This is a genomic window from Bifidobacterium platyrrhinorum (assembly GCF_010667645.1).
In the GTDB taxonomy this organism is placed as follows: domain Bacteria; phylum Actinomycetota; class Actinomycetes; order Actinomycetales; family Bifidobacteriaceae; genus Bifidobacterium; species Bifidobacterium platyrrhinorum.
The window spans coordinates 85,275-107,928 of sequence record NZ_WHZV01000005.1 but is presented as its reverse complement, the minus strand read 5'-3'; the positions used below and the strand labels follow the sequence as shown (position 1 = coordinate 107,928).

Sequence of the window (22,654 nt, the reverse complement as noted above, 5' to 3'; positions counted from 1 at the left end):
TGGAGCGTGCGGCGGCACCCGACGGATCACTTGGCGGCCTCGACCTCCGCGATGGACGCCTTGGCGGCCTCCACCACGTGCTCGGCGGTGATGCCGAGGTCGATGAGGTTCTGGGAGCCGGAGCCCTGCAGGCCGAACTGCTCGATGGAGACGGGCTTGCCGTAGGAGCCGAGGTACTTGTACCACGGCATGGCAACGCCGGCCTCGACGGAGACGCGGGCCTTGACGGCGGCCGGCAGCACGGCCTCCTTGTACTCGGCGTCCTGCTCCTCGAACCACTCGAGCGACGGGACGGAGACCACGCGGGCCTTGACGCCCTCGCCGGCCAGGGTCTTGGCGGCGGAGACGGCCAGCTGGACCTCGGAACCGGTGGCCAGCAGGATGACGTCCGGGGTGCCCTCGGTGTCGACCAGGACGTAGGCGCCCTTGCGCACGCCGTCCTTGGCCTTGGCGGCGGTCTCGGCGAGCACCGGCAGGCCCTGGCGGGACAGCACCATGGCGGCCGGCAGCGTGTTCTTCTTCTCGAAGAAGTAGCGGTAGGCCTCGGCGGTCTCGAAGGCGTCGGCCGGGCGGACGACCTCGAGCTGCGGCATGGCGCGGAAGGAGGCCAGGTGCTCGATCGGCTGGTGGGTCGGGCCATCCTCGCCGACGGCGACGGAGTCGTGCGTCCACACGTACAGGTTCGGGATCTCCATCAGCGCGGCCAGGCGGACGGCGGAGCGCTCGTAGTCGGAGAACATGAAGAACGTGCCGCCGAACGGGCGGGTGTGGGAGCCGAGCAGGATGCCGTTGGTGATGCAGCCCATGGCGAACTCGCGCACGCCGAAGTGCAGCTGGCGGCCGAACTCGTTGCAGACCGGCCACTGCTTGGTGGCGCACTCCTCGGGCGCGAAGGTGGCGGCGCCCTTGAGGTCGGTCTTGTTGGAACCGCCGAGGTCGGCGGAGCCGCCCCACAGTTCCGGCATGACGGCCGCGATGGCGTTGAGGACGGAGCCCGAGGCGCCGCGGGTGGCGACGGACTTGCCGACCTCGAAGGTGGCCTCGAGGTCGTCGATGGCCTTGTCGAAGCCCTCCGGCAGCTCGCCGGCCTTCAGACGGTCGTACAGGGCGGCCTTGTCCGGGTTGGCCTTGCGCCAGGCGTCGAACTTCTCGTCCCATTCCTTGTGGGCCTCGAGGCCGCGCTCGGCGACCTTGCGGGCGTGGGCGAGGGCCTCCTCGTCGACGTGGAAGCTCTCCTCCGGGTCGTAGCCGAGCAGCTTCTTGAGGCCGGCGACGGCCTCGGCGCCCAGCTTGGAGCCATGGGAGGACGGATCGTTGGTCTTGCCCGGGGTCGGCCAGGCGATCAGGGAGTGGACCTTGATGAGCTTCGGCTGGTCCGGGGCGGCGGCCTCGGCCTTGGCGATGACCTCGGCCAGGCCCTCGACGTCCTCCTTGTAGGAGCCGTCGGGCTGGATGAAGCTGAACTCGTCGGTGTACCAGCCGTAGGACTGGAAGCGCTTGAGCACGTCCTCGGCCAGCACCAGGTTGGTGTCGCCCTCGATCTGGATGCGGTTGGCGTCGAAGATCACGGTCAGGTTGCCGAGCTTCTGGTTGGCGGCCAGGGCGGCGGCCTCGCCGGAGATGCCCTCCTCGATGTCGCCTTCGCCGCAGATGGCCCAGATCTTGTGGTAGAACGGGGAGTCTTCCTTCGGGGTGTTCGGATCGAGCAGGCCGCGCTGGAAGCGCTCGCCGTAGGCGAAGCCGATGGCGGAGGCGAAGCCCTGGCCGAGCGGGCCGGTGGTCATCTCGATGCCCGGGGTCAGGCCGTACTCCGGGTGGCCCGGGGTGCGGGTGTCCGCGCCGCCGCGGAAGTGCTTGAGGTCATCGAGGGTCACGCCGTAGCCGGAGAAGTACAGCTGGACGTACTGGGTGAGGGAGGCGTGGCCGCCGGAAAGAATGAAGCGGTCGCGGCCCTCCCAGTTGGGATCGTTCGGATCGTGCTTGATGAAGTGCTGGTACAGGGTGTAGGCGACGGGCGCCAGGGAAACGGGGGAACCGGGGTGGCCGGAACCGGCGTTCTCAACCGCGTCGGCCGACAGGACCTTGGCCATCTTGATGGCGCGCTCGTCCAGCTCGGTCTCCTTGAATTCGGTCATGGATGTCTTTCCTTCCGCTTGGTCGGGCCGCGTATCCGGCTTGTGCCGGGCGCTGTCGCCCTCACATTGCGGTTTCCATGCTAGCGTCATTTCGCGACGTAGCGGTGTGATTTTGGCGTGTTTTGGTAACTTCTGTTCTGTTAGCGTTCACAATATGTGGCGCTATGCTGACGACGAACGCGTTAGCACTCGGTGTTGCGGAGTGCTAATACAATGGATACCGCATATTCGGGCCGATTATGCGCGTCGCGTGCGTCCCGGAGGTGCGCGCGAGAGGGCCTTCCGGCCCCTCGCCGTCGCCTTGGTGACGTGCGCATGGAGGGCGTCGGTCCCCGACATGAACTGTGCGTGAAATGTACCCGTCGGGTACGTAACGAAGGAGGTGCGCATGCCGCAGACAAGACGCATGGTGGTCCTGCGCGCCGTCGTGGAGGACTACATCCGCTCCCAGGAACCGGTGGGGTCGACCGCATTGACCAGGCAGCATGACCTGGGGGTGAGTTCGGCCACCGTACGCAACGACATGGCGGCGCTCGAGGAGGAGGGGTACCTCATCCAGCCGCACACCTCCGCCGGCCGCGTGCCCACGGAAAAGGGGTATCGGTACTTCGTCGACCGGCTCGCCACCGTCGTGCCGCTGTCCGCAGCGCAACGCCGCGGCATCGACAGCTTCCTGTCCGGGTCGGCGAGCCTGCAGGACACGCTGCAGCGCGCCGCGCGCCTGCTCGCGCGGATCACCGGCCAGGTGGCCGTGGTCGCATCGCCGTCCCTGGCCAAATCTACGTTGCGCCACGTCGAGCTGGTGCCGGTGTCGATGACGACGTTGCTCGCCGTCGTCATCACCGACACCGGACGCGTCGCGCAGCACACGCTGCCGGTCGCGTCGATGCCCTCCGTCGAGGAGACGTCGCGCCTTACCGACGCGTTGAACGCCGACTGCTCCGGGCTGTCCCTCGCGAAGGCCTCGCAGCAGGTGCGGGCCCTCGGCTCGGACCCGCGGTTCCGTGGCCTCGGCGCGCTGACCGACGGCCTTGCGCAGGCGTTCGCCGTGATGTCCGACGACGAGCGGGCCACCGAACTGTACATGTCCGGGGCGTCGAGCCTCGCCCACCAGCGCACGATGGCCGACCTCGCACCGTTGTTCGACGCGCTCGAGGAGCAGGTCGTGCTCATGAGGCTGATGAGCGCGCTGAGCGAGGAGCCGGCGCGCGGGGACGGCGTCGGCGTCGCCATCGGATCGGAGACCCATACGCCGGGACTGCTGCACGCCGCCGTCGTGACCAGCGGATACGGCCATGCGGAACCCGACGCGGACCACGTCGAACCCGATTCGGGACCCGTGGGAACGGCCCGTGACGACGGAACCGGGGAAGAGACGACCGCCGCCGCGACGGTGACCGACGCGGCCGGCGAACCGGTCGCCTTCGTCGGGTCGATAGGCCCCACCCACATGGACTACGCGAACACGATCTCCGCCGTGCGGGCCGTGGCCCGTTACCTCACCGCATTCCTCGCGCACGGGGAGCCGTCCCCGGACGGCCGCGGGGAACCGGGCGGCCCGTCCGCCGACGGCCGCGGTCCGGACGCCGGCGCACCGCCCGCGCCGCAGACGCGCTGACCCCGCCTTATGGCACAATAACCCGCTAGCAACCAACCGAAATAAAGGACCGAACGAACCGTGGCAGACTACTACGAGGTGCTTGGAGTCGAACGCACCGCGAGCGAGGACGAGATCAAGAAGGCGTACCGCAGGATGAGCCGCAAGTACCATCCCGACATCGCCGGACCCGAATTCGAGGACAAGTTCAAGGAGGTCAACAACGCCTACGAGGTGCTGAGCGACCCGGACAAGCGCCGTATGTACGATTCCGGCGTCGACCCGAACGACCCCAACGCCTCGGCCGGATTCGGCGCCGGCGGCTTCGGCGGCATGGGGGACATGGGCGACGTGTTCAGCACCTTCTTCGGCGGCGCGTTCGGCGGCGGGTCCCAGGGCCCCACCCCGCGCACCCAGCCCGGCCGCGACGCGCTCGCCAGCATGACCATCGACCTGAAGACCGCCGTGTTCGGCGGCACCGAACAGGTGCGCATCACCACGTTCGGCCTGTGCCCCGACTGCTCCGGTTCCGGCTCCGCCGACGGCTCGAAGCCGACCGCCTGCCCGGACTGCCACGGCAGCGGCTTCCGCCAGAAGGTCGTGCGCACGATGCTCGGTCAGATGATGACCTCCGCGCCGTGCGAGCGCTGCGAGGGCCACGGCGACATCATCTCCAAGCCCTGCCCTTCGTGCATGGGCCACGGCCGCGTGCGCGTCACCCGCAACGTGGGCGTCAAGGTGCCGGCGGGCATCCGCGACGATTCGCGCATCCGTCTCGCCAACCAGGGCGAGGTCGGCGAGGGCGGCGGCGCGGCCGGCGACCTGTACGTGGACATCCGCATCCGGTCGAACAAGCAGTTCACCCGCGACGGCGACGACCTGCATTGCTGGGTGCGCGTGCCGATGAGCTGGGCCGTGCTCGGTCACGACCTCGAGATCGACACGTTCGACGGCAGGCAGACCGTGACCGTGCCCGCCGGGTGCCAGCCCGAGGACACGGTCACGCTCAAGGGGCTGGGCGTGACCCGTATGCGCGAACAGGGGGAGCGTGGCGACCTCATCGCGCACATCGCCGTCGAGATCCCCACCAGGCTTGACGACGAGGAGCGATCCCTCATCGAGAAGTTCGCCGCCGCGCATGACGGCGACGCCACCCACGTGGCGCAGAGCTCCCGTCCCGCCACCGGCCAGGCCGGAAAGAAGGGCTTCTTCAGCAAATTGAAGGACGCGTTGAGCTGAGCCCTGACGGCAGCGCCGCATGGCTGTGCATATATGACGATCCCCCGCATACGGTCGGTCCGTATGCGGGGGATCGTCATATATGTGCGGCTTGCGCGTGTGGCCCGTACCCCTCTTGCGCGGGCCACACGGGTCATCCGGCCATGGACGGGTCGATGGCCGGCAGCACACCGGCGATGAGCAGGACCGCCACCACCACGGCCAGGCCGATGCGGTAGACGGCGAACGCCTTGTAGGAGAACATGCTCACGAACTTCAGGAAGCCGATGATCACGATGTAGCCCACGAAGAACGCCACGATCGTCGCGGCGATGGTCGGCCCCCAGCCCGGCCATGCGGCGCCGCCGATCGCGGCGCAGGCGTCGGCCGCCTTCGTGGCCTCGCAGGCGCTCACGTCCTTCACCGCGGACACCGCCTCGAGGATGCCCGCGCCGAACACGGCCGGAATGGCCATGAGGAAGCTCACGCGCACGGCGTCCTCGCGGGTGTAGCCCATCGCACGGCCGAACGTGATGGTGCCGCCGGAACGGGAGACGCCCGGGATGAGGGCCAGCATCTGGCCCACGCCGAAGAGCAGCGCGTCCTTGACGGTCATCTGGTTCATCGTCTTGACCTGCTTGGAACGTGCGTCGAAGATCCACAGCAGCACGCCGAACACGGCGAGCACGGTGACGGTGATCCACAGGTTGCGCAGCGTGGTCTCGATGACGTCCTTGAACAGCAGGCCGGCGACGAGGATCGGCATCGTGCCGATGATGATGAACCAGCCCATCTGCGTATCCGGGTTCTTCGCGCCGAGACGGGACCTCCAGTCCTTGCCCTCCTTGCCGAACAGCGAACCGAACCACGAACCCAGGATGCGGATGATGTCGCGGCGGTAGTACAGGATCACGGCGAGCTCGGTGCCGATCTGGATGATGGCGGTGAACGCGGCGCCCGGATCGGAGCCGATCATCAGGTCGCCGATGATGCGGATGTGCGCGCTGGACGACACCGGCAGATATTCGGTCAACGCCTGCACGAGACCAAGGAAGATCGCCTGGAAGAAATTCATAACCCCTCTAACCTCATAGATGACATCGGGTGAAAGCGACATTCGACATTCGTCAATTGCGATGCCCACTGTACTCAAGGGGGGCTAAGTCCGTGCTCATTTTCCCCGCGGGCCGGGCGATGTCTTGCACAATGCACACAATGAGGAAGCGATCAGGGCCCGGACGGCATCCGGCCGTAGGGGCCGCAGGCACCCATGTCATCCAAGGAGCGTCGCATGGATACGTATCGCAAAAGCAGGGGCTTCGCCCCGAAGGGGTTCTTCGAATGCGAGGGGCGCGGTCTCCAATGGCTCGGCGAGGCCATGCCGCAGGGAGGCCCCCGTGTCGTGCAGGTGATCGGATGGGGGGACGACCACCTCGACATCGAGAAGGTCCATTCCGCGATGCCCACCGTCAAGGCCGCGCATGATTTCGGCGCGGCGCTCGCCCGCATGCACGATGCGGGAGCCCCCCACTTCGGTTCCGCGCCTGCCGGCTACGAGGGCACCTGCTACTTCGGGCCGTTGCAGGACCCGGTGCCGATGGCGACCGGCACGTGGGACGATCCCGTCACGTATTACGCCGAAGGGCGTCTGCTGCCGATGGTCGAGCTCGGCATGCGTCGCGGCGAACTCGACGCGCGGGACATGGAACTGACCGAACGGGTCGTCGACGCGTTGCCCGACCTGCTCGGCCGCGCCGCCTCCGACAAGCCGGCGCGTGTGCACGGGGACCTGTGGAGCGGCAACGTGATGTGGACCGCCGACCGCGGTTACAGCGAGGCTGTGCTCATCGACCCGGCGGCGCACGGCGGGCACCGCGAGGAGGACCTGGCCATGCTCGGCCTGTTCGGCATGACCTATCTTCGCGACATCCTCGACGGCTACCAGGGCGTGCACCCGCTCAAGGCCGGCTGGGAGGACCGCATGACCCTGTGGCGTCTGTACCCGATCGCCGGCCATTGCGTCTTCTTCGGCGGCGGCTATGTGAGCGAATACCGTTCCATGTGCCGTTCCCTGCTGGGCTGACGTCGGACCGGAGCGCCGGCGGCGTTGCGGAACCGAACCTGCGACGCCGCCGGCGGCGCGAACCGCCGGCGGCGCGAACCGCCGCCTACAGGTTGCGCAGGAAATCCTCGGTCTCGCGCACGAGCTGTTCGGCCTGGCGCGGATTCTCGGACGCCGCCCTGCGCGCCTCCTGCGCGCGGTCCCATTCCCGTTCGAGATGGTGCACGTAGTCGGCCAGCTGGTCGCTGCACCGCAGCAGCATCGTGACCTTCGCGTTCCACTCGTTCGCGCGCGCCTCGAGATCGCCCTCGTCGAATCCGAGACCCAGTTCGCGCCCCAGCCGCCGAAGCAGGTTCAGCGTGGCCTGCGGGCAGTCGTCGTTGCCTGAGTACTGGGGGATCGACGCCCATAGCGACGTGGTGGCGAACGACTGCTCACGGGCCATGTCGTCGAGCACGGTGGGGATGCCCACGGGGCCGCTGTACCCTCCCTCGTCGTCGTTCGCGCCGCAGTCGCAGCTGCGGCCCGCCTCGTCGAGATCATGGGAGACGTCGACCGGCAGCGGGCGGGTGTGCGGGCAGTCGGCGAACATGGAGCCGAGCGTGACGATGCGGTCCACGTCGAGCTCGTCGGCGATATGCAGGCTCTGCCGGCAGTATTCGCGCCAACGGTAATTCGGTTCGGGGGCGATCTGCGCATACAGGCGCCTGCCGGTGGGGAGCGTGATCTCGTAGAACGTGGTCTGCGGCCAGATGATGCGGGGGCGTCCCGTCACACGGCACAGCATGGGGCGCGACACCTGGTAGTCGTAGTACCCGTCGCAGCTGATATGGCGTATCTCGCGCGACTCGTAACGGGACACTAGATGCCGTACCACGTTCGTCGCGGCCTGGCAGGCGTCGTTCCATCCCTCGAAGGCGGCGAGCAGTACGCACTCCCGCTGATCTCGTTCCTCGCTCATGGTTCCAGAATAACCATGCGGGAGCGTTCGATCCCCTGGTTTCATGCGGTTTTCGCCACGGGCGTGCCCGGTGGGCGGTGGTGCGACACGCCGTGCTTTGCAAAACGAGGCGACATGGATATAGTAGTGACTCGTGCTTCGGCGGGGAGCAATCCCCACGACCGCATGCGGACATAGCTTAGTTGGTAAAGCGCAACCTTGCCAAGGTTGAGACCGCGGGTTCGAGTCCCGTTGTCCGCTCTAAGGTCCGACGAGTTGACGACCTTACGGTGGGTTAGCCAAGCGGTTAGGCAGCGGCCTGCAAAGCCGTATAGACGAGTTCGACTCTCGTACCCACCTCTCAGCGGATCGAAGCGATTCGATTGACTGTAATGCAGGCCCGGGCGGTTGGCGCAGAGGTAGCGCACTTCCCTGACACGGAAGGGGTCACAAGTTCGAATCTTGTATCGCCCACCATGGTCGAAGCGATTCGGCCGATAACTGAACACCGATTGATTTCGGGCGATTGGCGCAGCGGCTAGCGCACTTCGTTCACACCGAAGGGGTCGTAGGTTCGATTCCTACATCGCCCACTGGAATCCCGCTTCTCACGGCGGGAATCCTACGCGGACATAGCTTAGTTGGTAAAGCGCAACCTTGCCAAGGTTGAGACCGCGGGTTCGAGTCCCGTTGTCCGCTCCATCCGGAAACCCGCCATGGAGCGGGGTTTTTCGTTTTGTGAAGATTTCCGCGACCTCTGTACACATCATCCGTACGAATGGACAAAGGCGTCGCATCCCCGTCATCGTGGGAGGGGAAGCCCGACGGATGCGCCGGGACGGACGCGACGGCGAAGGAGCCACCGATGAACGGACATGACGGAGCAACACGAAGGAACCGACGTCCGCGCCTCCGCTCGGCGGCGATGGCGGCCATGCTGACAATCGTGCAGACGGTAACGGCGGGTATACCCGCTCCATACGCGTCATCGGCGGCGATGCCCGCATCACCCGCGTCGGCCGCATCGGCCGCGACGGACCGGCGCGGCACGGATCCGCAAGACGCCGCCGGAGCATGCCGCGCCACGCTGGCATGGCCGCTGTCCCGGGTCGAGACGGTCCGTGCGTTCGACGCGCCCGAACGTCCCTGGATGTCCGGGCACCGGGGCATGGACCTGGCGGCCGGCGAACGGGACGCGCTGCTCGCCCCCGGCGACGGCGTCGTCTCGTTCGCGGGGGAGGTGGCCGGCAAACAGGTGGTGAGCATCCGGCATAAGGGGCTCACGATCACCTTCGAACCCGCGATCACCGATCTGGCCGTCGGGGCGCAGGTCTCCCGCGGACGGCGGTTCGGCGAGGTGGGCGGGCGAAGCGACCACTGCGACGGCGCGTGCCTGCACTGGGGCGTGCGGCGAGGGAAGGACGACTACCTCGACCCGGAGGCGATGGCGTCGCGCAGGCGCATCGCGCTCAAACCGGCGCAATGACATCCGGTCGGGCCCCGAACCGGCGTCCGACCGGATGTCCGGAACGCACGGACGCCCATCGCGGCCGGCGGGCTACAATCGGTGGCGACAAGCATATGCATGATCGGGGGAGGATCATGAAGAAGGAATACCTGCGGCCGTTGGAACGGCCGATCGACACCGATCGGAACCTGTTCTCGATCCTCGACGAACGCGCCGCGCGCACGCCGGACGAGCCGCTCATCGAATACAAGGAGCCGGGCACGGGGGAGTGGCGGTCGTTCACCGCCGCCGCGTTCCGCGACAAGGTCATCGCGCTCGCCAAAGGGCTCATCGCCCGCGGCATCATGCCGGGAGACGCCGTGTCCGTGATCTCCAAGACCCGATGGGAGTGGACGGCGCTCGACATGGCCATCATGTCGATCGGCGCGCTCACCGTGCCCGTGTACGAGACGAACTCGCCCGCCCAGGTGAGCATGATCTTCAATGATTCGCAGGTGCGGATGGCGTTCGCCGAAAACGACATGCAGAGGGACAAGGTCGAATCGGTGCGTTCGCAATGCCCCGATCTGGGCGACGTGTACGTCATCGACTTCGGCGCGCTCGACACGCTCGAGGAATACGGCAAGGGCGTCACCGACGCCGAGTTCCGTGAGCGCGAACGGGCGATCCACGGCGACGATCTGGCCACCATCGTGTACACGTCCGGCTCCACCGGCACGCCGAAGGGCATCGAACTGAGCCACGGCAATTTCATCTTCATCACCTATTCCGGCATCCGGTCGATGCCGGCCATCGCCATGCCCGAATACGCGAGGCTGTGGCTGTTCCTGCCGTTGGCGCACGTGTTCGCCCGGTACATGCAGTTCTTCTGCTTCGCCGGCAACGTCACGCTCGGCCTGTCCGGGAACCTGAAGACCATCCTCGCCGATTTCGCCGCGTTCAAGCCGACGTTCATCCTGGCCGTGCCGCGCATCTTCGAGAAGATCTACAACGCGGCCTCGCAGAAGGCCGGCGCCGGGTTCAAGGGGCGCGTCTTCGCCGGCGCGACCGCCGCCGCGCGCGCATGGTCCAAGGCGCAGCAGTCCGGCGAGCCGATCCCGTTCCCGCTGAACCTGAAGCACGCGTTCTATACGAAGCTGGTCTACCGGTCGATTCTCGACGTGTTCGGCGGACACGTCGAATACGCGGTCTCGGGCGGCGCGCCGCTCGACAAGTCCATCGCCCACTTCTTCAACGGCATCGGCCTGCCATTGCTCGAGGGCTACGGCATGACCGAAACGTGCGCGCCCGCCACGGTGAACCCGACCTCCGGATACCGGATCGGCACCATCGGCCTGCCGATGCAGGGCACGGCCGTGGGCATCGACGACGACGGCGAACTGTGCATCAAGAGCCCCGCGGTGTGCGTCGGCTACCACAACCATCCCGAGATCACCCGGGAGCAGATCAGGGACGGATGGCTGCACACCGGCGACCTCGGCTCGCTCGACGACGACGGGTTCGTCACCGTCACCGGCCGTAAGAAGGACCTCATCATCACGGCCGGCGGCAAGAACGTCTCCCCGGGCGAACTCGAGGCGTCGGTGATGACCTCGCCGGTCGTCAACCAGTGCGTCGTCGTCGGCGATCGCAAGCCGTTCGTCGCCGCGATCGTCGCCCTCGATCTGGCGGAGACGAACACGTGGCTCGAAGCCCAGGGGGCGGCGCCGTGCGCCGATCTGGCCGAGGCCGCGCGCAACCCGATCGTGCACGCCGAGGTGGAGCGCGCCGTCAACCAGGCGGACGAACTCGTCTCCCGCGCCGAATCCATACGCAAGTTCGAGATCGTGCCGGACGACTTCACCGAGGAAAGCGGCCTCGTCACCGCTTCGATGAAGGCCCGGCGCGAGGCGATCACCAAGCGCTACCGCGACCTCATCGACAACGTGATCTACGCCGGCAAGAAGTGAATCCGGAACCGGGCGTCCCAGGCATACGGCATCGGAAAGTGGCGGACCGCCACTTCGCCTCACTGGCGCGGCGCGGTCTTCTTCGTGTACATCTGCGTGGCGAGCAGCGTCGCGTAGCGCTTGATGACCTTCGGGCGGATGACCTTCATCGACGCGGTCATCAGGCCGTTCTCCTGCGTGAACTCCTCGGGCAGGATGATGAACTTGCGGACCGACTCGGCGCGGGAGACGCCCTCGTTGGCCTGGTCGACCCACTTCTGCACCTCGGCGCGCACCGCGGCGTTGTTCGCGGCCTCCTCCATCGTCATATGCTCGTCCAGACCCTTCGCGGCCAGCCACGGGCGCAGCGACTCCTCGTCCAGGGTGATGAGCGCGGAGATGAACGGACGCTTGTCGCCCAGCACCAGCGCCTGCGAGACGATCTCGCAACGCTGGATGACCTCCTCGATCGGTCCGGGCGCCACGTTCTTGCCGCCGGCCGTGATGATGAGGTCCTTCTTGCGGCCGGTGATGTACAGGAATCCGTCGTTGTCGATGCGGCCCAGGTCGCCGGTCGCGTACCAGCCGTCCTCGGTGAAGGAGGTCTCGGTGGCCTCCTCGTTCTTGTGGTAGCGGGGGAACACGGCGCGGCCCTTGACCTGGATCTCGCCGTCCTCGGCGATGCGCAGCGAGAAGCCGGGGAACGCGATGCCGACCGAACCGGCGTGGAACGGGACGCCCAGCACGTTGAACGCGCACGGGGCGGTCGTCTCGGTCAGGCCGTAGCCCTCGTACACGGGCACGCCGGCGCCGCGGAAGAACGCCATCAGCTCCGGGTCGAGCGGGGCGCCGCCCGCGACGATCCACTTGGCGCGGCCTCCCAGCACCTCGCGCAGCGACTTGTAGACCACCGGGTCGAACGCGGCGCGCTTGGTGCGCGCCAGGGCGCCCGCATGGCCCTTTTCGGAGATCTCCTTCATGTAGTCCTGCGCGGCGACGACCGCGGAGGCGAACACCATGCCCTTTGCGCCGTGTCCGGCCTTCTGGGAGGCGGCGTTGTACACCTTCTCCAGCACGCGGGGCACGACGATCATGATGGACGGCTTGGCGACCTGCAGGTCGGAGATCAGCGTCCTGATGCCGGTCGCGATGTAGATATGGACGTTCGAGGCGACGACGATGTAGTTGATGGCGCGCGCGAACGAATGCGCCTGGGGCAGGAACAGCAGGATCGTGTTCTTCTTGTCATGCAGCAGGTCCGGCATGTAATCGGGCAGGTTCAACGCCGTCTGGCAGTAGTGCTCGTGCGTCATCTCCACGCCCTTCGGCGCGGCGGTGGAACCGGACGTGTACACGATCGAGCACAGGTCGGTCTTCCGCACCGAGTCGATGCGCTCGTCCAGCTCCTCGTCGGACACGGACTTGCCGTACGCCTTGATCTCGTCCAGGCCGCCGGTCTCGATGCAGACGATGTGCTCCAGTGACGGGCATTCCTCGACGGCGCCGTCGGCCTTGTCGCGCATGGCGGTGTCCTGCACGATGAGCAAGCGGGCGTCGGAGTTGTTGACGATGTTGCGGATCTGCTCGGCGGAATCCGTGTCGTAGATGGTGGCCAGCACGCCGCCGCAGGCCATGACGGCCGCGTCGGTCAGATCCCACTCATAGGAGGTGCGGCACATGAACGCCACGCCGTCGCCCTTCTTCAGGCCGTAGTGCAGCAGGCCCTTGGCGATCTCGCGCACCTCGGCGAGGAACTCGTTCGCGGTCTTCGTGACCCACTCGCCGTCCTCCTTGTACGTGTACAGCGGGTCGTCGCCCATGCGTTCGGCGCGGTCGGCGTAGATGTCGTAGATCGACATGCCCATGTCCAGCGGGGGATTTCCCTGCGTGGTGGTGGTCAGCAGCCCCGAAGCCGGGTCGATCTCGGTGACCGTCGGACGGTCCGGCCCCCACACGTCGGTGTGGGGCAGCTCGATGGACTCCTCGCGGGCGATGTCCTCGCCGGCGTAGTCGGGTTCGTTGCCCGCGTCGTCACCGACCGGATGCACGAAATCGGTGCCGAGGCGCAACGCCTTGCGCGTGATGTTCGTGGTTTGCTGCTTCAACGTGGAAAAAACGGACACGTGATGCTCCTTGCCCAATTCCTGCGATGTCCTGTCTCAAAACAGCCAGTCTAGCGCCCCGGACGCGACACGTCACCTTACGGTGGCGTAGGGAAACGTATACGGCAGACGGCCTGCGGACCCGTCGCGGCGGCGTCCGGAGGACGTGACGGTCCGTCCCGCGGCCGTCATGCGGGAGGCCGCGGGACGCATCCTGCGCGCCATCATGCGAGTGTTCCCCGGGCGCGGCGCGCGGATTCGGCTACACTGGGGCCGCGTATGACTCGATACGGCCAATGTCAGAAAGGGCTCTCATGGCTGAATTCAAGGAAGCCACGGTGGCTTTCGGCGTGCTGAACGAGACGTCGGATACGGAATCCCGCGTCGCGCTCACTCCGGACATCGTCACCAGACTCGGCAGGGGCGGGGTCTCCTGCCTCATCGAAAGCGGCGCCGGAGCCGCGGCGCACTACACGGACGCGGACTACGCCAACGCCGGCGCGACCGTCGCCTCCCGCGACGAGGTGATCGCCAGGTCCGACGCGCTCGGTTTCGTCGACCGCCCGTCCGCCGGGACCGTCTCCAAACTCAGGGCGGGGCAGTGGGTGATCGGCATGCTCGGCTCGTTCACCGACGCCGACTACGTCGCCTCGCTCGGCAACGCCGGGGTGGTGGGCGTCGCCATCGAACGGCTGCCCCGTCAGCTGTCCAGCGCCCAGTCGATGGACGAGATGACCTCGCAGAACTCCGTGATGGGCTACAAGGCCGCGATCCTCGCCGCCGACGCCTACGGCTCGTTCCTGCCGATGATGACCACCGCGGCCGGCACGATCCGTCCGGCCAAGGCGCTCGTGCTCGGCGCGGGCATCGCCGGTCTGCAGGCCATCGGCACGCTGCGCCGACTCGGCGCGGTCGTCACCGCGTACGACGTGCGCCCCGCCTCGAAGGGCGAGGTCGAATCCCTCGGCGCCAAGTTCCTCGACCTCGGCCTCGACTTCTCCGCGGGCCAGGGCGAAGGCGGCTACGCGCGCGCGTTGACCGCCGAGGAGCAGGCGGCCCAGCAGGCCGCCGTCGACGAGAAGGCCTCCGGGTTCGACATCGTCATCACCACCGCCAAGGTCCCGGGCCGCAAGCCCCCGGTGCTGCTCACCCGGGCCGGCGTCGCCGGCCTGCACCGCGGCGCCGTGATCGTCGACTGCGCCGCGTCCGATCTGGGCGGCAACGTCGAGGGGTCCACGGTCGGCACCACGGTCACCGAGGGGGGCGTCACCATCATCGGCGCGCCGTACCTGGCCTCCGGCGTGGCCACCACCGCGTCCAACCTGCTCGCGCGCAACGTGGCCGACGTGCTCGCCCACTTCGTGCGCGACGGCCGCCTCACGCAGGTCCCCGGCGAGGAGCTGGACGACGCGCTCGTCGTCGCCGGCCGCGCCGAAGCGCCGGCCGCGTCCGAAAACCAGGAGAAGTAAGGAAGGGGAGGGAAGAATGCCCACGCTCGTCGTTTCCATCACACTGTTCGTATTGGCGCTGCTCATCGGCATCGAGGTGATCGGCAAGGTGCCCGCCACCCTGCACACCCCGCTCATGTCCGGCGCGAACTCCATCCACGGCATCGTCATCGTCGGCGTCGTCATCGTCGCCGCCGAGGCGAACTCGCCGCTCGCCTACGCGTTCATCTTCCTCGCGGCGGTGCTCGGCACGATGAACGTGGTCGGCGGCTACGTCGTCACCGACCGCATGCTCGAGATGTTCAAGTCCAACAAGAAGAAGGGGGAGGAGAAGTAAATGGCCTCCGCAACCGTCGGAACCATCGACATCGTCGCCTGGTTCGTCTATCTGTTCTCCGCCGTCATGTTCGTGGTCGGCCTGCATTTCATGAACTCGCCGAAGACCGCGCGCAAGGGCAACCAGATCTCCGCGTTCGGCATGGTCGTCGCCGTGCTCATGGCGTTCGTCGTGTTGTTCGCCAAGGGCTTCGTCAGCTCTACGGCGGTCGTCGTGCTCGTCGTCGGTATCGCGATCGGCGCGGTCGCCGGCGTCGTCTCCGCCAAGAAGGTCAAGATGACCGACATGCCGCAGCTCGTCTCCGTGTTCAACACGGTCGGCGGCGGCGCGGCCGCCCTCGTGGCGCTCAACGACATCCTCACCAAGGAGGGCGCCCCGGACCTCGTCGTGCTTGTCACCGCGGGCCTGGGCATCCTCATCGGCTCGGTCACGTTCACCGGCTCGCTCATCGCCGCCGGCAAGCTGCAGGGCATCCGGTGGGTCAAGAAGCTGGCCCTGCCCGGCAAGGGCGTGTGGAACATCGTGTTCGCCGTGCTGTCCGTGCTGTCGCTCGTCATGCTGTGCGTCCAGCCCGGCCAGCGTCTCCTGTGGTCGATCCTGACCACCGTGTTCGCCCTGTGCTACGGCCTCGTGTTCGTCATCCCGATCGGCGGCGCCGACATGCCCGTCGTCATCTCCGTGCTCAACGCGTGCACCGGCACCGCCGTGGCCATGTCCGGCCTCGCCATCGACAACGTGGCCCTCATCGTGGCCGGCGCGCTCGTCGGCTCCGCCGGCGTCACCCTGTCCATCCTCATGGCGCAGGCCATGAACCGTCCGCTGCTGTCCGTCCTGGCCGGCGGCTTCGGCGGCGGTTCCGGCGCGGCCGCCGCCGGCGACGGTCCGGAGGGAACGATGAAGGAGACCACGCCGGACGATCTGGCCGTCCAGCTCGTCTACGCCGAGAAGGTCATCTTCGTGCCCGGCTTCGGCCTCGCCCAGGCGCAGGCCCAGCGCGAGCTCGCCGACCTCGGCGAACTGCTCAAGGGCCATGGCGTCGAGGTCTCCTACGCGATCCACCCGGTCGCCGGCCGTATGCCCGGCCATATGAACGTGCTGCTCGCCGAGGCCAACGTGCCCTACGAGGAGCTCGTCGACCTCGACGAGATCAACCCGCAGTTCCCGCAGGCCAACGTGGCCCTCGTCGTCGGCGCCAACGACGTGACCAACCCGGCGGCCCGTCGCCCCGGCACCCCGGTCTCCGGCATGCCGATCCTCGACGTCGACAAGGCTCAGAACGTTGTCGTCATGAAGCGCGGCCGCGGCATGGGCTACGCCGGCATCCAGAACGAGCTCTACTTCGAGGACAACACGCAGATGCTGTTCGGCGACGCGAAGAAGAGCCTGCAGGCCGTCATCGCCTCCGTGAAGGAACTCCTCGCGTAACGCGGCGTCTCCGCCAACCGAACATGGCCCCCTCTTTCGAGGGGGCCATTCGCGTATCCCGGTCCGACGGGGCGGGCGCGCGGCCGGAAAGGGGCGCGGCCCGCCCTGCGTCACAGGTCGAACACGCGTTGCACGAACGCGGTGACGCGCCGCCAGTACAGGACGGGATCGGTGCTGGCCGCCATCGCGTGGGTCGCGCCGGGGACGACGAGCACCTCGCGGTCGATGCTCGCGCAGGCCGCGACGTTGCGGTCCAGGAACGCGGGGTCGACGAACGTGTCGGCGTCGCCGTGGATGAACATCATCGGGATGATCGTGCGCCGCAGCGAGGGCAGACAGGTCGCCTCCCTGAAGCCGTATCCCGCGGCGCGCCTGCAGGAGGCGCTCATGCACCGCACCACGGGGCCCCCCATCCAGCGGTACGGCAGGTGGTACATGCCCTTCGCGTTGAACAGGAACTGGTCCCATACGGATGTGTAGCCGCAATCCTCGATGGCGGCCTCCACGTTTCGGGGCAATGAGGGGTCCCCGGTCGTCATCATCACCGTCGCGGCGCCCATCGAGACGCCGTGCAGCAGGATGCGCGCGTCCGGGTCGCTGGCGACGATCAGCGATATCCACCCCAGCAGGTCGCCGCGTTCCAGCCATCCCATGCCGATGTAGCGCCCGCCGCTCGGTTCGTGGGCCCGTTGGGCCGGTACCAGCACGGTGAAGCCCATGCGCGCGAACCGGTGCGCGTATTTCGCCATGTCCTTGGGGCCGCCGGAATAGCCATGCAGGCTGATCGCGTAGAGATGCGGGGCGGGGGAGGCGCAATCCGGATCGAACAACCATCCCCGCAGGTCCGTCCCGTCCTCGCCGCGCATCCGCACCGGCTGCCGCGTTCTGTCGAACCAGCGCGCGGCCTCGGCCTCCTCGTCGGCGTCGGCGTGCGGCGTCTCCAGATAGGCGGCGGTCACGCCGTCACGGGCCATCAGCCGTTCCATCCAATGCGCGTACCTGGTGTCCAATGACAGGCGGAACATCAGTTCCCCCACGGCCATCAGCCCGGCGCCGAGCATGACCGTTCCGGCCATGGCGCCGATCAGCGCGTTCCTGGTGATTCGCCTCATCGCAGACCCCCTACTCCTCGACAAAACAGGTCCTGTGTCCGATTGTAGTGGCCCATCGTCGCGGTTGTCCCGCGCCCCGCTATACTTGGTTGCTGTTGCTTTGGCGAGGGAGGAACGGCCCGCAAGGTCCGTTCCTCCGTTATCGACTCGGCGTGAATGTTCCCTCCTTGGGATGTTCTGCGGCGCGTCGTGGCGTCAAACAGGACAGAAACGACAAGTAACACAACCAAGGAGCATCGCAATGGCTACCAAGATCAGCCTCACCGGCAACGTCCGCAACGAGTTCGGCAAGGGCGCGGCCCGCCGCATGCGCGTCGCCAAGCTCATCCCCGCCACCATCTACGCCGGCGGCGCCGAGCCGAAGTTCATCGCCCTGCCGATGAAGGAGACCACCCTCTCCCTGCGCCACACCAACGCCCTGTTCGAGCTGAGCTTCGGCGACGAGAAGGCCATGGCCGTCGTCAAGGACGTGCAGAAGAACCCGGTCAAGCGCATCATCGAGCACATCGACTTCTACGAGGTCAAAGCCGGCGAGAAGATCGACGTCGAGGTGCCGGTCTTCGTCGAGGGCACCCCGAAGGGCGCCGCCGTGGCGTTCGTCGACATCCAGGAGCTCAAGGTCCGCGCCGATGTCGCCAACCTGCCGGAGCGCATCGTCGTGAGCGTCGAGGGCCTGACCGACGGCACCAAGGTGTTCGCCAAGGACGTCGTCCTGCCGGAGGGCGTCGAGCTGGACGTCGAGGATCCGGAGGAGTCCGTCGTCACCGTCGAGGTCCCGGAGGACGCCTCAGAGTCCACCGCCGCCCCGGAGGCCGCTGCCGCCGCCCCGGCCGCCGACGCTGCCGCCGCCCCGGCCGCCGACGCCAAGTGATCGCCGCCGGCGTGAGGCCGGCGAGACGACATGACCATCGTGAGGACCCGCGAACATTCGCGGGTCCTTCCTTTTCCGGGCACGGGACTGTGGCCGTGCCGGACCCGCACCGACGGTTTTTCATAATGTGAACCGTCGCGCATCCCGGGCATCGGGATGTGCGAGAGTACCTAACAGCACCGGGCGCCACAAGCGCGCGGCAATCCCTTCGAATGGCCATTGCGATGGCCGCATGAACAAAAGAAGTGAACATGACTGAGAACACCCATCACGATCCGGCGGGACTCGACAAGCTGGTCGAGCCGTTCACCATCCTGCCGAACGACAACCCCGCATCCGATGCCAAGCGCAACGAGCTCATCGACAAGCCGGCGTTCGGTCAGGTCTTCTCCGACAACATGGCCCACATGACGTGGACCAAGGGCGAAGGCTGGGGCGACCGTCGCATCGAGCCGTACGCGCCGCTCAAGATGGACCCGGGCGCGTCCGTGCTGCACTACGCGCAGGAATGCTTCGAAGGCCTCAAGGCGTACCGTCACGCCGACGGCTCCACCTGGCTGTTCCGTCCGGATGCGAACGCCGAGCGTTTCCAGAACTCCGCGAAGCGCCTGTACCTGCCCGAGCTGCCGATCGACGATTTCATCGGATCCGTCGCCGCGCTCGTCAAGCGTGATGTGAACTGGGTCCCGTCCCGCCGCGAGTACACGCTGTACATGCGTCCGTTCATGTTCGCCTCCGAGCCGTTCCTCGGCGTGCGCGCCCCGCAGGAGGTGGACTACTGCGTGATCGCCTCCCCGTCCGGCCCGTACTTCCCGGGCGGCGTCAAGCCCGTGAGCATCTGGGTCGAGGACAAGTGGTTCCGCACCGGCCCCGGCGGCACCGGCTTCGCCAAGTGCGGCGGCAACTACGCCGCCTCCCTGCTCGGCGAGTACAAGGGCATCGAGAACGGCTGCCAGCAGGTCTGCTTCGTCGACGCCGCCACCAAGACCTACCTCGAGGAGCTCGGCGGCATGAACATGATGGTCGTGCACAAGGACGGCCACGTGGAGACCCCGTCCCTGACCGGCAACATCCTGCCGGGCGTGACCCGCCGCTCCCTGATCCAGCTCATGCAGGACCGCGGCATCGACGTGGTCGAGACCATGATCGCCCTCGACCAGTTGCTCGAGGACATCAAGTCCGGCGAGGTCACCGAGGTGTTCGCCTGCGGCACCGCCGCCATCATCACCCCGATCGGCCGTTTCAAGTCCGAGAAGTTCGACGTGACCGTCGCCGACGGCGAATCCGGCAAGCTGACCGTCGACCTGCGCAACGAGCTGCTCGGCATCCAGCTCGGCGAGATCGAGGATCCGCACAACTGGATGTGGAAGGTATGCTGACCTGAATCGAACATTAGTTCGATGACTGCCCGTCGTCCCTTGTTTTGCAAGGGGTGGCGGGCTTTCTTTTTCCCGGAGGCATATTCGAACAAAAGTCCATTCGGAAACATTCGTCAACAAACCGTCATCGCGTTGACGAATGGCATGCCCGGCGTGTCGCAGGGGCTTTGGTGTCTTCGTGGGTGAATTCGGCCTTGTCGTCTTGTATAAAACCTGTATCTAACTTGTATATACATGTAATCTTATGAGTTAACCCATAGCGTCCAGCGGATTGAATCGATAATGTTCGTTATTGCTTAATTGGTAGCGTGTGGTATTGTTTAATCGATAACAGAAAATGCCTCGGCGATGTTGGCGCATCCCGAGGCGTGATGGAAAACCAGCTAGGCAATTCCATGTCCCCGATGGTATCGCGAGACATGGAGGAAAGACATGGACGGGATGGGGTACAAGAACATCAAAGCGGTGTGGGGACTTGGGCATGAAGGGCGGCTGCTTAAACCCCGAGGAGGCCAGGTCGCTCTCCATACAACCGCACTCAACATGCTCGTATACATGGCAAGCCACGCTTATGATTGGCCTCCCACCGACGAGCTGCGTCGAAGGAAACTCGCCTGCCGGTGCTATTCACTTGGCTGGGAACACATGGCCGATGACTTCGGCATCACCCTTGCCGGGGGCGAGAAGGCCGCAAAGATACTTGCGGAAGGCGGCAACCTCGAAGCCATGAGGACGGCCCGTAAGACCACGGCCCTTAACCGGCTGAGCCAGACGGCCAAGTTCCTTCAGAAGCAAGGCCTTATCAAGCTGCTTATCCCCGCCGATGTCCGCAGGGAACAGCCGGCCGTGTGGCTTCTGTTGCTTGGTGATGCCAAGGAGAACGCGGAAGTGGAGTCGTGGGCCCGAGAATGTTTGGGTTTACGTTGATCGAGGAATCACGGCCGTGCCCCATGCTGAGTGGAAACGCGAACCGATTCCGATTCTCTAAGAAGCCCCACCGGGTGGGGAACGCCACGTAATCACGCCCCTTCACGGGGTCATCCCCACATTGGTGGAGAGCTCTACGTAACCGTACTTTTCCATGGGGTCATCCCCACCAGAGTGGGGAACGCCACGAAATCGTGCCCGCTCACCGGGTCATCCCCACTTGTGGTGGGGCCTATGATGCATGATATCACGTCCGGATACGACGAAACCGCCCTGACCTAGGACGATGCCTAGCGTCAGGGCGGTTCGGTTAACGGTCAGGCGGCGTGCTTGCCTTTGGCGATGACGGCGACGTTCTCACCGTTCTCCGCCTCGGGCACACCGGCCACTGATGTGAGCAGGCTGAGGACGGCGGCGAGGGCGGCGGTGCCGCCGATGATACGCCAATCCACGTTGCCGATGGTGGCGGCGGTGGTGCCGATCGCGGCCACCGCGCTCTGGGCGGCGGTCTTGATGGCGCGGATGATGGCGGCCTTGCCCCACAGGGTCAGGCCCTCCGCCTCACTGCCGCTGAGGATATCGTCCTTGTCGAGATGTCCGTCGTTTACTGCCATAAGGGTTTCCTTTCTACTGGATAAGGGGTCAGGCGAACGGGTTGCCGTCGGAAATGGCGAGCTGGAGACGGTCGAGGGGTTCGCCGAGGATACCGGCCCAACCGTCGTACGCGTCGTACGTGGAGCCGTCGTCGCAGCAGACCGGCAGCCAACCCTCACGGTCGGCGGTCTGGGAACGGTAGTACACCTGCGACATGGTCATACCGTCCGGCGTCGTGTAATACATCTGCACGCCGTCGATCGGCACGCCGGGGATGCCGGCGCAACCGTTGACCGTATCGTTCTTGTCGGCCTTCGACACCCAGTCGTTCCAATCGCCGTTGAGGTTGTGCGTACGATAGCGGAGCTGCCCTTTGTCGACCCATGCGACGAGGAGATCATGCTGGGTCATGGGCGCGCCCGCGTAACCGTCCGCGTTCTTGCCGAAGTCGGTCACGTCGGGCCACCAGTCGCCGTTCAGGACACGGAGAGCATAGTGCACGTGCGTGGTGAGCGTACGGGCCGGGGTGCCGTTGTCCTCGCTCTCATGCTGTTCGCCGCCACCCTGGGCGGTGCCGGACGGCGCCGGCCCCGGCTGCGTGCCGGATGCCATCGCGTCATACCATTCCTGAGCGCGCTTCATGTAGGCGGCGTTCTGCGAGCCGGCGAGCGACGCGGGGCACGACGTGGACGAAAACGCGGAATGAGGGAACACGTTCACCATCCACGTCGGACGACCAAGCCCGTAGTAGCGGCAGAGCGCGGCCACGAGATGCGCGCCCGATTCGAGCGTCGCATCCGAAACCGCCCACGGACTGCTGTTGATGTCCGCATGTTCGATAGCGATGGACGTGAGGTTCGCCTCCCAGTCGCCCGCATGCCATGCGGTATCCCAATCGTTGACGAGCTGGCCGATGCGACCGTTGGCGTCCACCTGATAGTGGGCGGACGCCTGACGGGTCTGCCACACGTTCCAGCAACCCTGGATGCTCAGGTTGCCGGCGTTGTGGTGCACGACGATCTTGTTGATCGTGCGACCCTCGCGTCCAGCGCTGTAATGCGTGTTGAGGAGCTTGTATTCGTCGGGCTGGAGATTGACGAAATCAGCCATA

Annotated in this window: 18 protein-coding genes and 5 tRNA genes; 16 read left to right on the top strand and 7 right to left on the bottom strand. The window is 66.5% G+C overall.

Going from position 1 to position 22,654, the window contains the following annotated elements; translation table 11 throughout:
• Positions 1-26 precede the first annotated feature (26 nt).
• A complete protein-coding gene (tkt, locus tag GFD21_RS07015) occupies positions 27-2,135 on the bottom strand; it encodes a transketolase (protein ID WP_163197263.1) in 2,109 nt (702 codons plus the stop codon).
• A 388-nt stretch (positions 2,136-2,523) separates the two neighbouring features.
• Here tkt and hrcA point away from each other — a divergent pair, with 388 nt between their 5' ends.
• Positions 2,524-3,753: a heat-inducible transcriptional repressor HrcA gene (gene hrcA / locus GFD21_RS07010; protein WP_163197262.1), complete on the top strand. Its 1,230-nt coding sequence runs from the start codon at positions 2,524-2,526 to the stop codon at positions 3,751-3,753.
• Between the two features lie 60 nt (positions 3,754-3,813).
• Complete coding sequence (dnaJ, locus tag GFD21_RS07005; protein WP_163197261.1) at positions 3,814-4,971, top strand: molecular chaperone DnaJ; 1,158 nt, start codon at positions 3,814-3,816, stop codon at positions 4,969-4,971.
• A gap of 133 nt (positions 4,972-5,104) precedes the next feature.
• Here the strand turns inward: dnaJ and GFD21_RS07000 are convergent, their stop codons facing one another.
• Positions 5,105-6,025, bottom strand: coding sequence for an undecaprenyl-diphosphate phosphatase (locus tag GFD21_RS07000; protein ID WP_163197260.1), 921 nt, complete (start codon positions 6,023-6,025; stop codon positions 5,105-5,107).
• 216 nt (positions 6,026-6,241) lie between these two features.
• Here GFD21_RS07000 and GFD21_RS06995 point away from each other — a divergent pair, with 216 nt between their 5' ends.
• On the top strand, positions 6,242-7,033 hold the full coding sequence (locus GFD21_RS06995; RefSeq protein WP_163197258.1) for a fructosamine kinase family protein: 792 nt from the start codon (positions 6,242-6,244) through the stop codon (positions 7,031-7,033).
• 85 nt (positions 7,034-7,118) lie between these two features.
• Here the strand turns inward: GFD21_RS06995 and GFD21_RS06990 are convergent, their stop codons facing one another.
• Positions 7,119-7,973: a PAC2 family protein gene (locus tag GFD21_RS06990; protein ID WP_163197256.1), complete on the bottom strand. Its 855-nt coding sequence runs from the start codon at positions 7,971-7,973 to the stop codon at positions 7,119-7,121.
• Positions 7,974-8,140: 167 nt separating this feature from the next.
• Here GFD21_RS06990 and GFD21_RS06985 point away from each other — a divergent pair.
• From GFD21_RS06985 to GFD21_RS06955, 7 genes are all read left to right on the top strand, one after another.
• Positions 8,141-8,213 (top strand) — tRNA-Gly (locus GFD21_RS06985).
• Positions 8,214-8,241: 28 nt separating this feature from the next.
• A tRNA-Cys gene (locus GFD21_RS06980) sits at positions 8,242-8,312 on the top strand.
• A gap of 42 nt (positions 8,313-8,354) precedes the next feature.
• Positions 8,355-8,429: transfer RNA gene (locus GFD21_RS06975), tRNA-Val, on the top strand.
• A 43-nt stretch (positions 8,430-8,472) separates the two neighbouring features.
• Positions 8,473-8,545: transfer RNA gene (locus GFD21_RS06970), tRNA-Val, on the top strand.
• A gap of 33 nt (positions 8,546-8,578) precedes the next feature.
• Positions 8,579-8,654 (top strand) — tRNA-Gly (locus GFD21_RS06965).
• A 448-nt stretch (positions 8,655-9,102) separates the two neighbouring features.
• A complete protein-coding gene (locus GFD21_RS06960; RefSeq protein WP_163197254.1) occupies positions 9,103-9,438 on the top strand; it encodes a M23 family metallopeptidase in 336 nt (111 codons plus the stop codon).
• Positions 9,439-9,554: 116 nt separating this feature from the next.
• On the top strand, positions 9,555-11,369 hold the full coding sequence (locus GFD21_RS06955) for an AMP-dependent synthetase/ligase (RefSeq protein ID WP_163197251.1): 1,815 nt from the start codon (positions 9,555-9,557) through the stop codon (positions 11,367-11,369).
• A 59-nt stretch (positions 11,370-11,428) separates the two neighbouring features.
• Here GFD21_RS06955 and GFD21_RS06950 read toward each other — a convergent pair whose 3' ends face one another.
• Positions 11,429-13,471 (bottom strand): AMP-dependent synthetase/ligase, encoded by a 2,043-nt coding sequence (locus GFD21_RS06950; protein ID WP_163197250.1) that lies wholly within the window; start codon positions 13,469-13,471, stop codon positions 11,429-11,431.
• A gap of 293 nt (positions 13,472-13,764) precedes the next feature.
• Here GFD21_RS06950 and GFD21_RS06945 point away from each other — a divergent pair, with 293 nt between their 5' ends.
• Genes GFD21_RS06945 through GFD21_RS06935 form a run of 3 tightly spaced genes read left to right on the top strand, consistent with a single transcriptional unit; the run spans position 13,765 to position 16,660 of the window.
• Positions 13,765-14,919, top strand: a complete 1,155-nt coding sequence (locus GFD21_RS06945) for an NAD(P) transhydrogenase subunit alpha (RefSeq protein ID WP_163197248.1) — start codon at positions 13,765-13,767, stop codon at positions 14,917-14,919.
• A 16-nt stretch (positions 14,920-14,935) separates the two neighbouring features.
• Positions 14,936-15,235, top strand: coding sequence for an NAD(P) transhydrogenase subunit alpha (locus tag GFD21_RS06940; RefSeq protein ID WP_043163752.1), 300 nt, complete (start codon positions 14,936-14,938; stop codon positions 15,233-15,235).
• On the top strand, positions 15,236-16,660 hold the full coding sequence (locus GFD21_RS06935) for an NAD(P)(+) transhydrogenase (Re/Si-specific) subunit beta (RefSeq protein ID WP_163197246.1): 1,425 nt from the start codon (positions 15,236-15,238) through the stop codon (positions 16,658-16,660). It abuts the gene before it with no gap.
• Between the two features lie 110 nt (positions 16,661-16,770).
• Here the strand turns inward: GFD21_RS06935 and GFD21_RS06930 are convergent, their stop codons facing one another.
• The gene (locus tag GFD21_RS06930) at positions 16,771-17,772 is read right to left on the bottom strand and encodes an alpha/beta hydrolase (protein WP_163197244.1); all 1,002 of its coding nucleotides are present in this window, start codon (positions 17,770-17,772) and stop codon (positions 16,771-16,773) included.
• 241 nt (positions 17,773-18,013) lie between these two features.
• Here GFD21_RS06930 and GFD21_RS06925 point away from each other — a divergent pair, with 241 nt between their 5' ends.
• The 3 genes from GFD21_RS06925 to GFD21_RS06915 all read left to right on the top strand — a co-directional run bounded on the left by GFD21_RS06925 (position 18,014) and on the right by GFD21_RS06915 (position 20,949).
• A complete protein-coding gene (locus GFD21_RS06925; RefSeq protein WP_163197242.1) occupies positions 18,014-18,643 on the top strand; it encodes a 50S ribosomal protein L25/general stress protein Ctc in 630 nt (209 codons plus the stop codon).
• A 251-nt stretch (positions 18,644-18,894) separates the two neighbouring features.
• Positions 18,895-20,022, top strand: coding sequence for a branched-chain amino acid aminotransferase (locus tag GFD21_RS06920; protein ID WP_163197240.1), 1,128 nt, complete (start codon positions 18,895-18,897; stop codon positions 20,020-20,022).
• Between the two features lie 432 nt (positions 20,023-20,454).
• Complete coding sequence (locus GFD21_RS06915) at positions 20,455-20,949, top strand: hypothetical protein (protein ID WP_163197238.1); 495 nt, start codon at positions 20,455-20,457, stop codon at positions 20,947-20,949.
• Between the two features lie 317 nt (positions 20,950-21,266).
• On the opposite strand, the gene GFD21_RS06910 is transcribed toward GFD21_RS06915, so the two are convergent.
• Both GFD21_RS06910 and GFD21_RS11120 read right to left on the bottom strand, forming a co-directional pair.
• Complete coding sequence (locus GFD21_RS06910) at positions 21,267-21,563, bottom strand: holin (RefSeq protein WP_163197236.1); 297 nt, start codon at positions 21,561-21,563, stop codon at positions 21,267-21,269.
• A 28-nt stretch (positions 21,564-21,591) separates the two neighbouring features.
• The gene (locus GFD21_RS11120) at positions 21,592-22,653 is read right to left on the bottom strand and encodes a peptidoglycan recognition protein family protein (protein WP_225431713.1); all 1,062 of its coding nucleotides are present in this window, start codon (positions 22,651-22,653) and stop codon (positions 21,592-21,594) included.
• Position 22,654 lies beyond the last annotated feature (1 nt).